Source organism: Kitasatospora sp. NPDC097691, assembly GCF_040302665.1.
In the GTDB taxonomy this organism is placed as follows: Bacteria; Actinomycetota; Actinomycetes; order Streptomycetales; family Streptomycetaceae; genus Kitasatospora.
In genome coordinates, this window is sequence record NZ_JBEORY010000015.1 from 101,286 (window position 1) to 116,053 (window position 14,768).

The 14,768-nt window shown below is 75.0% G+C and carries 13 protein-coding genes and 1 riboswitch; of the genes, 8 read left to right on the plus strand and 5 right to left on the minus strand.

Annotation, left to right across the window (positions count from 1 at the left end; genetic code table 11):
- Window positions 1–113: riboswitch (TPP riboswitch) on the minus strand.
- Between the two features lie 85 nt (window positions 114–198).
- The 3 genes from ABTY56_RS13860 to thiE are packed head-to-tail and all read left to right on the plus strand — an operon-like array spanning window position 199 to window position 2,465.
- On the plus strand, window positions 199–1,407 hold the full coding sequence (locus ABTY56_RS13860) for an NAD(P)/FAD-dependent oxidoreductase (RefSeq protein WP_350628969.1): 1,209 nt from the start codon (window positions 199–201) through the stop codon (window positions 1,405–1,407).
- A 42-nt stretch (window positions 1,408–1,449) separates the two neighbouring features.
- Window positions 1,450–1,815, plus strand: coding sequence for an Rv2175c family DNA-binding protein (locus tag ABTY56_RS13865; protein WP_350628970.1), 366 nt, complete (start codon window positions 1,450–1,452; stop codon window positions 1,813–1,815).
- Window positions 1,815–2,465: a thiamine phosphate synthase gene (gene thiE, locus ABTY56_RS13870; RefSeq protein WP_350628971.1), complete on the plus strand. Its 651-nt coding sequence runs from the start codon at window positions 1,815–1,817 to the stop codon at window positions 2,463–2,465. The genes ABTY56_RS13865 and thiE overlap by 1 nt, the downstream gene beginning before the upstream one ends.
- A gap of 21 nt (window positions 2,466–2,486) precedes the next feature.
- Here thiE and ABTY56_RS13875 read toward each other — a convergent pair whose 3' ends face one another.
- Window positions 2,487–3,602: a polyprenyl synthetase family protein gene (locus tag ABTY56_RS13875; RefSeq protein ID WP_350628972.1), complete on the minus strand. Its 1,116-nt coding sequence runs from the start codon at window positions 3,600–3,602 to the stop codon at window positions 2,487–2,489.
- A gap of 287 nt (window positions 3,603–3,889) precedes the next feature.
- Here ABTY56_RS13875 and metF point away from each other — a divergent pair, with 287 nt between their 5' ends.
- Both metF and ABTY56_RS13885 read left to right on the plus strand, forming a co-directional pair.
- On the plus strand, window positions 3,890–4,804 hold the full coding sequence (metF, locus tag ABTY56_RS13880; protein ID WP_350628973.1) for a methylenetetrahydrofolate reductase [NAD(P)H]: 915 nt from the start codon (window positions 3,890–3,892) through the stop codon (window positions 4,802–4,804).
- A 237-nt stretch (window positions 4,805–5,041) separates the two neighbouring features.
- Complete coding sequence (locus tag ABTY56_RS13885; protein ID WP_350628974.1) at window positions 5,042–5,911, plus strand: hypothetical protein; 870 nt, start codon at window positions 5,042–5,044, stop codon at window positions 5,909–5,911.
- A gap of 69 nt (window positions 5,912–5,980) precedes the next feature.
- Here ABTY56_RS13885 and ABTY56_RS13890 read toward each other — a convergent pair whose 3' ends face one another.
- Both ABTY56_RS13890 and ABTY56_RS13895 read right to left on the minus strand, forming a co-directional pair.
- On the minus strand, window positions 5,981–7,474 hold the full coding sequence (locus ABTY56_RS13890; RefSeq protein ID WP_350628975.1) for a phytoene desaturase family protein: 1,494 nt from the start codon (window positions 7,472–7,474) through the stop codon (window positions 5,981–5,983).
- 23 nt (window positions 7,475–7,497) lie between these two features.
- Window positions 7,498–8,127: a DUF4126 domain-containing protein gene (locus ABTY56_RS13895; protein ID WP_350628976.1), complete on the minus strand. Its 630-nt coding sequence runs from the start codon at window positions 8,125–8,127 to the stop codon at window positions 7,498–7,500.
- 563 nt (window positions 8,128–8,690) lie between these two features.
- On the opposite strand from ABTY56_RS13895, the gene ABTY56_RS13900 reads away from it, so the two are divergent.
- From ABTY56_RS13900 to ABTY56_RS13910, 3 genes are all read left to right on the plus strand, one after another.
- Window positions 8,691–9,275, plus strand: coding sequence for an SAV_6107 family HEPN domain-containing protein (locus ABTY56_RS13900; protein ID WP_502893110.1), 585 nt, complete (start codon window positions 8,691–8,693; stop codon window positions 9,273–9,275).
- A 29-nt stretch (window positions 9,276–9,304) separates the two neighbouring features.
- Window positions 9,305–10,057: a methyltransferase domain-containing protein gene (locus tag ABTY56_RS13905; RefSeq protein ID WP_350628978.1), complete on the plus strand. Its 753-nt coding sequence runs from the start codon at window positions 9,305–9,307 to the stop codon at window positions 10,055–10,057.
- 458 nt (window positions 10,058–10,515) lie between these two features.
- Entirely contained in the window at window positions 10,516–10,905 is a 390-nt protein-coding gene (locus tag ABTY56_RS13910; protein ID WP_350628979.1) for an SCO2097 family morphological protein, read from the plus strand.
- A 96-nt stretch (window positions 10,906–11,001) separates the two neighbouring features.
- Here the strand turns inward: ABTY56_RS13910 and ABTY56_RS13915 are convergent, their stop codons facing one another.
- Both ABTY56_RS13915 and ABTY56_RS13920 read right to left on the minus strand, forming a co-directional pair.
- On the minus strand, window positions 11,002–13,449 hold the full coding sequence (locus tag ABTY56_RS13915; RefSeq protein WP_350628980.1) for a transglutaminase TgpA family protein: 2,448 nt from the start codon (window positions 13,447–13,449) through the stop codon (window positions 11,002–11,004).
- Entirely contained in the window at window positions 13,446–14,768 is a 1,323-nt protein-coding gene (locus tag ABTY56_RS13920) for a DUF58 domain-containing protein (protein WP_350628981.1), read from the minus strand. Before ABTY56_RS13920 ends, ABTY56_RS13915 begins: the two co-directional genes overlap by 4 nt.

Genomic DNA, 14,768 nt, shown 5'->3' on the forward strand with positions numbered 1-14,768 from the left:
TGTCAAAGCTGCTCTTCTCCCTTCGCCGGTATGACCCGGATCAGGTTCGGACGGTCGCAGGCCGTGCCAGCCCGCCTCTCAGCCCGGTTCGCCGGGCTCCCGTGATGGTGTCCCCACCATAACGCCGGGGCCCGGGGCGGCCGAAGGGCCGTACGAAGGGTGGGACGGCTCCCGGGCGGCCGCGTGGTGCTGAGTACAGTGACGGGCGTGGCAGAGCTGAGCGGAACGGATCAGGTGGTCGTCGTCGGAGCCGGGCTGGCCGGGGCGCAGTGCGCCCTGAAGCTGCGGCAGGGCGGATGGCGGGGGCGGATCACGCTGGTCGGCGAGGAGCCGCACGCGCCGTACGACCGGCCGCCGCTCTCCAAGGACGTGCTGCTGGGCAAGAGCGACAGCACCACCCTGGACATCGACTACGCGCACCTCGGCATCGAGGTCCGCACCGGCCTCCGGGCCACCGGCCTCACCCCGGGCGTGCTGCACACCGACGGCGGCGACCTCCCGTACGGCTCACTGGTGATCGCCACCGGCGCCGTCCCGCGCGCCCTGCCCGGTGCCGAGCGGGCGCACCTGCTGCACACCCTGGACGACGCGCTGGCGCTGCGCGCGCTGCTGCGCCCCGGCCTGCGGCTGGTGCTGGTCGGCGCGGGCTGGATCGGCGCCGAGGTGTCCACCGCCGCCCGGGAGGCCGGCTGCGAGGTGACCGTGGTCGAGGCGGGCCCGGCGCCGCTGCCCGGCGCGCTGCCGACCGCGATCGGCTCGGCGATGGCCGCCTGGTACGCCGAGGCCGGCGTCGACCTGCGCTGCGGGGTCGGCGTGGCCGCCGTCGAGCCCGGCGCGGTGCTGCTGGCGGACGGCTCGCACCTGCCCGCCGACGAGGTGGTGGTCGGCATCGGCGCCCGGCCCGCGACCGCGTGGCTGGCCGGCTCCGGGATCGAGCTGGACCGCTCCGGCGCCGTCGTGGTGGACGCGCGGCTGCGCACCAACCTGCCCGGCGTCCTCGCGGCCGGCGACTGCGTCAGCTACCCCTCGGCCCGGGCCGGCGCCCGGCTGGCCGTCCAGCACTGGGACCACGCGCTGCAGTCCGGCGAGGCGGCGGCCGCCGCCGTCCTCGGCACGGACGCGCCGCCGTACGATCCGGTGCCGTACTTCTGGTCCGAGCAGTTCGGGCGGATGGTGCAGTACGCGGGCCGGCACACCGAGGGCGACCGGCCGCTGTGGCGCGGCAGCCCGCAGGACGCCTCGTGGGCGGTGCTCTGGCTGCGCGATGGGGTACCGAGCGCGCTGCTGACCGTGGACCGGCCGCGCGACCTCACCCAGGGACGGAAGCTGATCGAGCGCGGCACGGCCCTGGATCCGGCCCGCGCGGCGGACCCGGCGGTGCCGCTGAAGTCGGCGGTCGCGGGGTAGCGGCTGGTGCGCGACGGGCCGCGGAGGTGGCAGTCTGGTGGCGTGAGCGAGATCGAAAGCAAGATTGAAGAGCTGGTCCCCGAGTGGATGTACCTCCCCGACATCTCGGAGCAGTGGGGGGTGCGGGTCACCGAGGTGCGTGACCTGGTCCGCAGCGGCGGGCTGATCGCCGTCCGCCGGGGCCCGAACAAGTCGCTGCAGGTCCCTGCGGCGTTCATCGACGGCACCGGGCTGGTCAAGCACCTGTCCGGCACCCTGACCGTGCTGCGCGACTGCGGGTACAACGACGTGGAGATCCTGGAGTGGCTCTTCACCGAGGACCCGTCGCTGCCCGGCAGCCCGATCCAGGCACTGCGGGAGAACCGCGGCACCGAGGTCAAGCGCCGTGCCCAGGCGATGCTGATCTGATGGCGGCGGACACGCTGCGCGCCCGTCTGGCGGACGCGCGCCTCTACCTGTGCACCGACGCGCGCCGCGAGCAGGGCGACCTCGCCGAGTTCCTCGACGCGGCGCTGGCGGGCGGCGTGGACATCGTCCAGCTGCGCGACAAGGGCCTGGAGGCCAAGCAGGAGCTGGCGGCCCTGGAGGTCTTCGCCGACGCCTGCCGCCGGCACGGCAAGCTGCTGGCCGTCAACGACCGCGCCGACGTCGCGCACGCGGCCCGGCCGGACGTGCTGCACCTCGGCCAGGACGACCTGCCGGTGTCGGCCGCCCGGGCGATCCTCGGCGAGGACGTCCTGATCGGCCGGTCCTGCCACGCCGAGTCCGAGGTGGACGCGGCGATCGCCGAGCCCGGGGTGGACTACTTCTGCACCGGCCCGGTCTGGCCGACCCCGACCAAGCCGGGCCGCCCGGCGCCGGGCCTCGGCCTGGTCTCGTACGCGGCGAAGCAGGTCACGGACCGGCCGTGGTTCGCCATCGGCGGGATCGACCTCGGCAACCTGGACGAGGTGCTGGCCGCCGGTGCCCGCCGGATCGTCGTGGTCCGGGCCGTCACCGCCGCGGAGGACCCGCGGGCGGCGGCCGCCGAGCTGTCCCGTCGCGTGCGTTCCAGCTGATCCCCGGGCCGCCGCCGTCCCTCAGTACTTGCGGACGGTGGCGGCCTCGGCCAGCGCCAGCAGGACCCCGCGGGCCCGCTCGTCCACCAGCGGCGCCGCCGCCAGCGCGGCCAGCGACTGCCGCATCAGTTCCTCGATCCGGCGCTCCACCAGCTCGGGCGCGCCGCTGCGGGCGACCAGCTCGCGCAGCCCGGCGACCTCCTCGGGCGCCAGGTCCGGCGCGCCGAGCCGCTCGTCCAGGTGCCGGGCGTCCTCGGCGGGCAGGCCGCGCATCGCGTGCGCGACCAGCAGCGTGCGCTTGCCCTCGCGCAGGTCGTCCCCGGCCGGCTTGCCGGTGACCGCGGGGTCCCCGAACACGCCGAGCAGGTCGTCCCGCAGCTGGAAGGCCTCGCCCAGCGGCAGCCCGAACGCGCCGAGGGCCTCGACCAGCTCCGGTCCGGCCCCGGCCAGCAGCGCGCCGACCTGGAGCGGGCGCTCGATGGTGTACTTCGCGGACTTGTAGTGCAGCACCGTCCGGGCCCGGTCCAGCGCGCCGTCGTCCGTCGAGTCGCCGGCCACCGGCTCCAGCACGTCCAGGTACTGGCCGAGCATGACCTCGGTGCGCATCAGGTCGAACACCGGCTTGGCGGCCAGGACGGCGGCCGGCTCCAGGCCCGAGCGCAGGAACAGCTCGTCGCACCAGATCAGCAGCAGGTCGCCGAGCAGCACCGCGGCCGAGGCACCGTACTGCTCGCGGTCGCCGCGCCAGCCGCTGTCGCGGTGCAGCGCCTCGAAGCGGCGGTGGATCGAGGGCAGGCCGCGGCGGGTGTCGCTGCGGTCCATCAGGTCGTCGTGCACCAGGGCACTCGCCTGGAGCAGTTCCAGGGCGGCGGCCGCGTTGGCGATCGCGTCGCCCCCGGGGGCCGTGGCCGGGCCGCCGGCGGCGCGCCAGCCCCAGTAGCAGAAGGCCGGGCGCAGCCGCTTGCCGCCGTCCAGCAGGAAGTCGCGCAGCGCGTCCGAGGCGGGGACCAGCTGGGCCGAGATCTTGCCGAGCAGCGCGGACTGGCCGTCCATGAACGCGGAGAGCGCGGCGTTGACGCGTGTGCGGACGTCCTCCACGTCAATGGGGTTGGCCGGCCGGGTGCTGGACGAGGTCACGATGGGGCTCCGCTGGTTCTCTGGGGTGCAGCAAGCGTAGCGGGGCGGCCGGGAACGGGCGTGCGAGCGGGCCCGCGGGGGTGGTGGGACGGCCTCGGCAGGGGTGATGCGCGGGGCCTGCGGGAGCCGGTGCGGGGCGGCGGGGCCTGGGTGCCGGGCACGTGCCGCACGGTTGCCGCGGAGTTGCTGCGGAGTTGCCCGGGGCCAACCGGAATGCCGTCCATCAGTTGTCTCAATCCGTGGAACCGGGTTGTCCGGCCTCCTCGAAGGCCGGATAGCCTGCCAGCATGGCACTTGGAATCGCTTCCACGAGAACGGACCGCGCACTGACCGTCCGCGAGCTCCTGGCGGCCGGCAAGCGCTCCTTCTCCTTCGAGTTCATGCCGCCGCGCACCGAGGTCGGCGAGCAGAAGCTCTGGGACGCCATCCGTCGACTCGAACCGCTCGACCCGAACTTCGTCTGCATGACGTACGGCGCGGGCGGCTCCTCGCGCGAGCGCACGGTCAACATGGTCGGCCGGATCGCCACCGAGACCACGCTGACGCCGGTCGCCCACCTGACCGCCGTCGACCACTCGATCGCGGAGCTGCGCAACATCATCGGCCAGTACGCGGACCAGGGCGTGCGGAACGTCCTCGCGGTCCGGGGCGACCCGCCCGGCGACCCGATGGGCGAGTGGGTCAAGCACCCGGAGGGCGTCACCTACGCGTACGAGCTGGTGGAGCTGATCAAGGGCATCGGCGACTTCTGCGTCGGTGTCGCGGCCTCGCCGAACATGCACCCGCGCTCGACGAACTGGGACGACGACATCCGGCACTTCGTGGCGAAGATCCGCTCCGGGGCCGACTACGCGATCACCCAGATGTTCTTCGAGGTGGACGACTACCTGCGGCTGCGCGACCGGGTGACGGCCGCGGGCTGCGAGACGCCGATCATCCCGGAGATCATGCCGGTCACCAACGCCAAGCAGCTGGAGCGCTTCCCGCAGCTCAGCGGCTCGGCCTTCCCGGCCGAGCTGGAGGCCCGCCTGCGGGCGGCCATCGACGACCCGGCGGCGCTGCGGGCCGTCGGCATGGAGCACGCCACGGCGATGGCCGAACGGCTCCTCGCCGAGGGCGCGCCCGGTCTGCACTTCATCACGCTGAACCACTCGACGGCGACGCTGGAGATCTACCAGAACCTCGGGCTGCACCAGCGCTGAGGTCCCGCGGCCGGCCCCGGTTCGGGTGGGTCCGGTCGTCCGGGTGGTCCTTGCGACCGCGGTGCTGACGTGGGGTGTTCACGAGCCCGTCACCGTCCCGACGGTGACGGGCTCGGTCGTGTGCGGCCGGTTCCGTTGCGCCGGGAACGCGATGCGGCACCCCGGCCGTTGAACCGGTACAGTCGCCGCACACCCGCGGCGGACACGTGCGGGCACGCGACTGGAGGTAGCGGGCGGATGGGCATCGGATACCTGCTGCTGTACGCCGCGTTGGCGGTGGTGGCGCTCTGGCTGGTCGCCGAGGTGCTGCTGCAGAACCGGGCGCCGGTGCATTGGCGGGTGCTGGCCCTGGTCGGCTTCCTGGGCGTGGCCGGCGGGATGGGTGCCGGGTCGGTCGTGGTCATCGGGGCCGGTGCGGCGCTGTTCGCGGTCGGCCAGACCTTCGTCACGCTGTCGGTCAAGCGCGGCTACCGCGACGGCTGGTCCCTGCGGAAGGCCGACGGCAGCCTGCCGGGCCCGCTCGCCAAGGTGCCGCTGCTCGGCGCCCTCACCGGCGGGGCCGCGGTGGCGGCGGCCGTGGTCGCCGAGGAGCGGATCGGCGAGGTCAGCGCCGTCGAGGAGCCCCCGGCCGTCCAGCCGGTGCCCGAGGACGTGCCGCAGGTCGAGCAGACCGCCGCGTTCGAGATGCAGGAGCTCGCCCAGGACGGCGTCTACGCCCCCGCGTACTACGAGCAGCAGCCGCAGCAGCAGGTCCAGGACCCGTACGCCCCCGCCTACCAGGGCGGCTACGACCAGCAGCAGTGGCAGGCCCAGCAGCAGCCCGCCTTCGCCTACGACCAGTCCTACGACCAGTCCTACGGCGCCTACCCGCAGCAGCAGAGCCCGCAGCAGGACCCGTACGGCGGCTACCAGCAGCAGGGCCTGCAGCAGGACCAGTACGCGGGCTACCAGCAGCAACAGCAGGCCTGGGACCCGAACGCCCAGCAGGAGCAGCACCAGCAGCAGTGGCAGCCGCAGGCCGACCCGCAGGGCCAGGGCATCCCGCAGCAGCCGGCGTACGACCAGAACTACGGCTACCAGCAGCAGAACACCTGGCACCAGGGCTGACGCGCCCGGGGTGGGACGGCGGGCCGGTCCCGGCCCGCCGTCGGCCTCTGCGGGCCGCCGGGCAGGACTCTAGGCAGGCCCCACCAGGTTGGCGGCGATGCAGGCCGACATGCCGACGCGGGCCAGCCCGCCGCCGGGGTGGGCGGTGCCGCCGATGAGGTACAGACCGGGGACGGGCGACTCGTTGGCCGTCTTCAGCCAGTCCCCGTCCGCTCCGGCGAGCACCGGCAGGGCGACCGAGCCGCCCGGGGCGCCGGTCTCCCGGCGGGTGTCCTCGGGAGTGCGCACCACCCGCCACAGCATCCGCTCGCGCAGGCCCAGTCCGGCCGCGTCGACGTGGGCGAGCAGCCGGTCGGCGTAGCGCTCGGCGACACCGGGGGCGGTCCAGTCGACGACGCCCTGGGCCGGGACGGTCGCGGTCAGCACCACGCTCTCGTGCGCGTCGTCGGGGCGCAGCGCGGGGTCGTCCGGGCGCAGCACCTGCACGGTGGGGCGCTCGCAGAGCGGGGCCCGGCCGGTCAGTGCCCGCTCCTCGGCGGCGAGGTCGGGCGCGTGCACGACGGTGCGGTGCGCGGTGCCCTCCGGCCGGGGGCCGCGCAGGGCGAGCAGCACGCCGAACCGGCCGGGGGCTCCGGACGGTCGCCACGCCTCGGCCGGCTTCCCCGGCCACTCGGCCAGGCCGCGGCCGAACAGCGCGTCGGCGTCCATCGCCGAGAGCACCAGGTCGGCCTCGATCCGGCCGTCCGCCGTCTCGACGCCCCGGGCGCGGCCGTCCTCGACGACGACCCGGGTGACGGGCGTGTCGAAGCGGAAGTCGACCTTGCGCAGCTCGCAGCGCCGGTACACCGCCTCCGCCAGGGCGCGCAGGCCGCCCCGGACGTACCAGACGCCGAAGGACTGCTCCATGTACGGCAGCACGGTGGCCCCGGCCGGGGCCAGGCCCGGGACGAAGCCGTAGCGGACCGCGGACTCGAACAGCAGGGCGGTCAGCCCGGGGTGGCCGTCCAGCCGGCGCGCCGCCACGTCGTGGAGGGTCCACGGGGCGGCGCGGCGCAGCCGGGCCAGGCCGGTGCGCGCCGGGAGGGGGTACGGGTCGGCGCCCAGGAAGCCCCGGTCGGCCGGGAGCGGCTCTTCGAGCAGCGGGCGGCGGGTGGCCTCCCAGACCGTCCGGCCGTCGTTCATCACCGCGCTCCAGCGGGCGCCGGAGCCGGCCCCGAAGGCCGCGTCCAGGGCCTGGCCGACCCCGCCCCGGGAGGCGTTGGGCAGGGTGACGGCGGTGCCGTCGGGGAACAGGTGCCGGCTCTCCGGATCGACCGGGGCCAGTTCGACCAGCTGCTCCAGCGGCTCCTTGCCGGTCTTCAGCGCGAGATCGCGGTAGACCGCGGGGAGGGCGAGCAGCCCCGGCCCGGTGTCGAAGGCGAAGCCGTCGCGCTCGTAGCGGCCGACCATGCCCCCGTACGTGCCGCTCGACTCGCAGACCGTCACCCGGTGGCCGATGGTCGCCAGCCGGGAGGCCGCCGCGAGCCCGCTCATTCCTGCGCCGATGATGACGATCCGTGCCATGGCACCCGATCCTAGGGCGTGCGTCAGACCCCCGGCTGCCGGGCGTACGTGCCCTGGGCGCCCAGGGCGGCCTTGGCGGCCCGGCGCTCGCGGCGGCGGGCCCGGAAGGCGCGGATCTTGGTGATCACCAGGCGGACCAGCAGCAGCCCGACGGCCAGGACCACGGCGGCGATCGAGGCGGCCAGCCACGGGTGGAAGATCGCCAGCGTGACCAGGCCGGCCACCGAGAGGTCCTCCGCCATGCTGACCACGATGTTGCTGGCCGGCTCGGGGGAGGTGTTGACGGCCATCCGCAGCGAGGCCTTCACCAGGTGGCTGACCAGCGCCGTCGTCCCGCCCATCGCACCGGCCGCGACCTCGCTCAGCGAGCCGGGGTCGTTGCTCGCGATCAGCACGCCCACGGTGGCGCCGGCGATCGGCCGGATCACGGTGTGCACGAGGTCCCAGACGCTGTCCACGTACGGGATCTTGTCGGCCACCGCTTCCAGCGCGAACAGCACGGCGGCCACGATCAGCACGTCCGTGCGCTCCAGCGCGTGCGGCACCGACTGCGCGTCGGCGAACCGGCCCAGCAGGCCGAGCAGCAGCACCACCGCGTAGGCGTTGATGCCGCTGGCCAGTCCGCTGGTGAAGATCAGCGGCAGGATCGTCATGGCCTCCCCCTTCTCGTGAGCCGGGCCGGTTCCGTCCGGCCCCGCCGTACCGTACCGGGAGCCGGGACGCCGCGCGGCCCCGCGCCGGTTCCGCGCGGGGGACTGAGTACGGATACTCAGATCCGCGGTTGAGTACGTCAGCGGATGGCCTCCGACCTGCGGAGACGGGAGAGTGGTGACACCCGGGAGGAGCGGCGCGTCGGGCGCCGTCCCGCCCGGGTGGCGGATCCGACCGTCCCCCTCCGGCCGCGAGTGCCAGGGGGACGGCGGCGGAGATCCGCGAACGGGGCTGGTCACGGTCCCCGCACCGCCGACACGGGGCGGCGGAGCGGGCCGGGGGGAGACCGGCCACGGGGGAAGTTCGCCACCGCCGCCCGTGGGGGGAACGGCGGGGCGACGGCACACGGCGGCGGCGCGGACCGGGGGAGGGCCCGCGCCCGCCGCCGCACTGCGTTTCCGGGGCTCCGTCCCGGAACGGACGGATTGTCAGTGGTGCCGTTCACGATGGAAGGGCACGGACCACCCGGTCCGCGCGCTGCCTCGGAACGGGGGAGACCATGACCATCAGCCACCCTGAGCCCGTCACCGCCCGCCTCCACTCCGCCGCCCTCCCGTACAGCCCGGACCCGTCGGGCGCGCGCCCCGCCGGCCGGGACGTCCACCCCGTGGTGCGTCGGATCGCCGCGCCGCCGGCCGCCCTCGACCTGCTCGCCGACGCCCACCGCACCCTCGCCCGCGCCCGCGCGCTGGAGGACCCGCTGGAGCGCTACGCCACCGCGCACCTGGCCGCGCTGCGCACGGTGGCGGCCGTCCTGGCGGTGCGCGGGCGCCCGGAGAAGAACCCGCGCCGGCGCAAGGCCATCCGCAGCGCCTGGGAGGTGCTGCCCGAGGTGGCGCCGGAGCTCGCCGAGTGGGCGCTCTACTACGGCGCCGGCGCCCGCCGCCGGGCCGCCGCCGAGGCCGGGATCCGGGGCGCCGCCTCGGCCCGCGACGCCGACGACCTGATCCGCAACTCCGCCCTGTTCCTGCGCCTGGTCGAGCGGCTGCTGGGCCTGCGGGCCGTCCCGCCCGCGCCTCGGCTGCCGCTGGACGGCGACGAGCCGCCGGGCGCCGCCGGACCGGCCACCCGTAAGGTGGAGGCATCCTGATCGAACTGCACGTGCCAAGGAGCCGCACCTTGTACCCGACGCGTCCCCGCAGTGCCCTGCGTACCGCCGTGGTGTGGGAGGTGGTGCGGGCAGCCCTGGAGAAGCGGGCGGCCGAGCTGGACCAGCCGGTGCTCGACGTGGTCGACACCGGCGGCGGCACCGGCAACTTCGCCGTGCCGGTGGCGAAGCTCGGCCACCGGGTCACCGTCGTCGACCCGAGCCCGGACGCGCTGTTCGCGCTGGAGCGCCGGGCGGCTGAGGCCGGCGTGACGGACCTGGTGCGCGCCGTCCAGGGCGACACCCAGACGCTGCCCGAGCTGGTCGCCCCCGGCACCGTGGACGCGGTGCTCTGCCACGGCGTGCTGGAGGTCGTGGACGACCCGGCCGAGGCGCTCGGCAGCCTGGCCGGCACCCTGCGCAAGGGCGGCCTGGTCAGCCTGCTGGCCGCCAACCGCAACGGCGCCGTGCTGGCCCGCGCACTGGCCGGCCACTTCACCGAGGCCCGCACGGTGCTCTCCGCCACCGACGGCCGCTGGGGCGAGAACGACCCGATGCCGCGCCGCTTCACCGGTGAGGAGCTGTCCGGCCTGGCCGAGGCCGCCGGCCTGCGGGTGGAGTCGGTGCACGGCGTCCGGGTCTTCGCCGACCTCGTCCCCGGGGTGCTGGTGGACACCGAGCCGGGCGCGCTGGAGGCGCTGCTGAAGCTGGAGGAGGCCGCCGCCGAGCAGCCCGCCTTCCACGCTGTGGCGACCCAGCTGCACCTGCTGGCCACCCTGGCCTGAGCCGCCCCTCGCCGGGCCTCCGTGAAACCTCCGCGAGACCTTCCGCCGCCGTACGGTTCGCACACCGTACGGCGGCGGTTCGCGTGCCCGTTGCCCGCCGGTTCCCGGCCCGGCCGACCGGCCGGTTTCCGCTCGCCTGCGGTGAAGCTGCCCAGGTCCGGGCTGATTCCACCGGGTCGGGCACTTGTCCGAGGCGTGGCGCGTTGACACCGGTGCGGCCGGGCCCGGTCGAAGTGGCCCGTCCCACGCGGCGCAGACCACTCCGTAACGGGCTCACGGACCGTATGATCTGGGTAAAGCCGGAAAGCATGACAGCCGGATGCGTGGGGCATATGGACGACACGGGCCGGGCCCCCCGCACAGGCGTCCGACCGTGTGCCCCAAGGCTGATTGGACTTGCCTCCCCGACCGGGGTGGGCGGACCGGTCGCACCCGCGACCGACGAGTAGGAGGACTCCGTGCCGCTCTCGGAGCACGAGCAGCGACTGCTCGACCAGATGGAGCGAGCGCTGTATGCCGAAGATCCCAAATTCGCGTCGGCGCTTGAGGGAACCGGGCTGCGCACCTACACCCGTCGGCGGGTCTACCTGGCCATCGCCGGATTCGTGGTGGGGATCGGCCTCTTGATGGGCGGCATGGTCGTTCCGGACCAGATCTGGGTCAGCGTCGTGGGCTTCCTGGTGATGCTCGGGTGCGCGGTGTTCGCCGTGACCGGCTGGCGCCGCGGGCCCGCGAGCCAGGGCTCCGGGCCCCGCCAGGCCGCCGCCCCGCGCCGCAAGGCCGGGATGATGGACCGGGTCGAGCAGCGCTGGCAGCGCCGCAGGGACGAGCAGACCGGCGGCTTCTGAGCCACCGGCCGTACGGCGCGACCAGGACCGAAGACGCCGGGGGCGGGCAGTCGATCGACTGCCCGCCCCCGGCGTCCGTCGTGTCCGGCCCGCGGCTCAGGACTCCCGGGTCTCCGACACAGAGGTGTCCGACCCGGGAGTGTCCGACCCGGGCCGCCGGGTGAAGACCCGCCGGACCGGGGCGGAGACCGCCTCGACCGCCCCGGCCACCCCGGTGCCGACGGCCGTCCGGGCCGCCCGCAGCGTGTCGGAGATCCGCCACCACAGCTGCGCCGAGGACGGCGGCAGCAGCAGCGCCCTGGTCCGCCCGGCCCGGCCGACGCTCGCCCGCAGGCCGCGCCGGGCCGTGTGGACGTCGGCGGCCAGCGGCGCCGCGGCGAGCTGTCCGGGCGGGGCGTACAGCACCCGCTCGGTGGCCAGGGCCAGCCGCCCGGCGGCGGCTGCCGCGTCCGCGTCCAGGTCCGCCTTCTCGGTGATCCGTCGGGCGGCCGACCGCGGGGTGCGTGACTCGTCCGGGGGAATTCCGAGGTCCCAGGCGGAGTCGACCAGCTCGTCCCAGGCGGCCAGCACCTGAGCGTCGGTCAGCTCCGCGGGACCGCTCCCGCCGGGCCGGCGCCGCCCGCCGCCGCCGAGCCGACGACGGCGTACGGCCGTGCGCCAGAGCATCGGGGAGAGCAGCAGCACGATCACCGCCAGCACCGCGGCGAAGGTGCCCAGCACCTGCCCGGACAGCAGCCAGGACTCCTCGGCGGCCTTGGCGGCGGTCTTGCCCTTGGGCCCGCAGTCGCCCAGCTGACGCTGCTTGGCGGTGCAGTCCGAGCTGCTGGACGGCGCCGGAGCGGCCGACGCGGTCTGCGGGGCCGTGGTCGCCTGCTGGGTCGGCGCGCTGGTCGGCGCGCCGGCCGCCTCGTTGTAGCGGGTCGGGACGCCCCGGCTCGGGGTCGGCTCGAAGCGCAGCCAGCCGTAGCCCGCGAAGTACAGCTCGGGCCAGGCGTGGTACATCCGGCCGGTCACCGAGTAGACGTTGCCGCCCTTGGTGTCGCCGGGGGTGAAGCCGACGGCGACCCGGGCCGGGATCTTCAGCACCCGGGCCATCGCCGCCATGGTGGAGGCGAAGTGCACGCAGAAGCCCCGGCGGTCGCTCAGGAAGACCGCGATGGCGTTGCTGCCGGTGCCGGCGGCGACCGAGGTGTCGTACTTGAAGTCCGGCCCGGTGAACCAGTTCACCAGGGCCGTCGCCCGGTCGTAGTCGTTCTGCGCGCCGCCGGTGACCCTCCTGGCCTGTTCGGCGACCACGCTCGGCAGGTCGGACGGGACGACGGTGTAGCGGTCCCGGACGTCCTGCGGCGCGACGGGCGCCTGGCGCAGCTCGTTCGCGGTGGGCCGCAGGTCCAGTGAGGTCACGTGGTAGCGCAGGCCGCGGATCGCCTTGTCGTTGCTCGGCACGACGGTGCGGGTCAGCGGGTCGAGCTTCCACTCCCCGCGATTGGGCACCTGGACGGAGGCGGCCGGGTAGGGCATCGGCAGCCAGCTGTTCTCCAGCCGGTCGCTGACCTGGAAGTCGCCCTCGATCCGGGGGACGTTGGCGTTGCGCAGGCCCTCGGGGTTCGGCAGCGACGTCGGGAGGTCGTTGACCGTGGTGCTGCTGAGCCGCCAGCTGGTGCCGTCGAACTGGTCCAGCGAGCCCGTCCGCAGGTAGATCTGGTCGGCCAGCTCGCTGTCCATGGTGTAGGTGAGCAGCTCGGCGTCGGTGGGCTTGGTGATCGCGGCCTCCAGGCTGACCAGCGGGTCGAGGCTGGTCGCCACGCTCCCGCCGGTGCCCTTGCCGGAGCTCCCGCCGCCGGAGCCGGAGTGCAGCAGGCCGAGGTCCCAGTGCGGCAGGACGACGGGGAGCAGCATCGCCACGGCCAGCGCCAGGATGCCGACCTGCTGGCCGCCCGGGCTGACCTTGCCGGAGCTCACGGTGCCGCGGAAGACCCGGCCCCAGCGGGAGACCCGGTCCTGGCCCTCGGCGAAGAGCAGCAGCAGGTAGCCGACCGCGGCGAGCGCGAACCAGAACCAGCTGCCGTGGTCCCCGGCCAGGCCGTTGCCGATCGAGTAGAGCGCCAGCAGCGGCAGCCCGGCCAGCGCGGAGCGGCGGTAGGTCACCGCGACGGTGTCCACGACGACGGTGATCAGGCCGACCGCGGAGACCAGGATCAGCCGCAGGCCGGCCGTGGGCGGTGCCGGGATCGCGAACTGCTGTATGTCGTCCAGACCGGAGGCGAAGACCTGGTCCAGGACCCGCAGCGCGGACGGACCGGGCAGCGCGGTGCCGGAGAAGCCGATGACCATCAGCAGGAGCAGCACCAGCAGCTGTCCGACCGGCACCGTCCAGCGGTAGAGCGGGGAGCGCCGAAGGCCGGCGCCGACCGCGGCGAGGACGGCGATCACCAGGACGGCGTGGGTCAGCCAGCTGCGCGAGGTCAGCAGCGGGAGCATGCAGAGCGAGGCGAGCACGGTGGCCAGCGCCGCGTAGACGGTCAGTTTGGCCCGGGTGGTCACGCGCCGGCCTCTTCTCGGTTGGGGGCGGTCGTCTTGGCGCCCTCGACGGCCCGCCACAGGTCCGGTACGGAGTCCCCGGCGCGCACCGGGATGACCGTCCAGCCGGATTCGCGCAGCTTCCGGACCCGGGCGCGGAACTGGTCGCCGCCGGTGTCCGGGGCGAGCATCCGCAGGCCGGCCCAGGTGCCGGTGTCCAGCAGGAAGGCGATCGCCCCGCCGGTACGGCTGCGCAGTCGGCCCAGCCGGGCGGTCTGCGTGTCGTCCAGCTCGCCGAGGACGGCGATCAGCAGGCCCTCGCCGCCGGTGCGCAGCGGCTCCTCGGCGCGGGAGAGCGTGCCGCCGTCGGACAGGTCGGCGACGGCGAGGGCGTCCAGGATCAGCCCGGAGGTGTCGGCGGCGTTGTTGTGGCCGCCGGCGCCGGGCCCGGGCACCGCGAGGCCGGTGTCGGTGAGCAGCTGGGTCTGGTAGCCGCGCTCCAGCAGGTGCGCGGTGACCGACGCGGCGCAGCTGACCGCCCACTCGAAGGAGGAGGCGGGGCCGCTGCCCCGGTGGCCGATCTCCCGGGTGTCCAGCAGGACGGTGGCCCGGGCCCGCTGCGGCTGCTCCTCCCGGCGCACCATCAGCTCGCCGTACTTGGCGGTGGAGCGCCAGTGCACCCGGCGCAGGTCGTCGCCGGGCCGGTACTCGCGCAGGATCACGTCGTCGTCGCCGGCCAGCGCCAGGGTGCGGCTGTGGCTCTCGCCCTGGCCGAGCCACTCGCCGCTGAGCCGGACGTACGGCAGGGCCTGGACCAGGGGGACGACGGTGAGCACGTCGGAGGCGGTGAAGGCCCGGGTCACCTCGCACATCCCGAACGGGTCGGCCAGCCGCAGCTGCAGCGGCCCGAGCGGGTAGCGGCCGCGCAGGTCGGAGCGGACCCGGTAGGAGACCTCGCGGTAGCCGCGCGGCTCGACCCGGTCCAGTACGAAGCGCGGGCGCGGCCCGAGCACGTACGGGACCTTGTCCTCCAGGAGCAGCAGGCCGGTGGGAACCCGGGAGACGTTGTCGAGCCGCAGGTGGACCCGGGCCTCCTGGCCCGCGATCGCCCGGCGCGGGCTGAGCCGGCGGCCGCTGGCCACCCGGTAGCGGGTGTTGGCGACCACCACCACGGCGACCAGCGGGAGCGCGGCGAGCAGCACGCCGACCCGCAGCAGGGCGTCCTGGTCGAGCAGGTAGGCGCAGACCACCGCGGTGATCCCGGCGGCGAGGAAGGACCGGCCGCGGGTGGTGAGGCCGCGGAACCCGGCCCGCAGCCCTGACGCGGCGTCGGACTGGGTCAC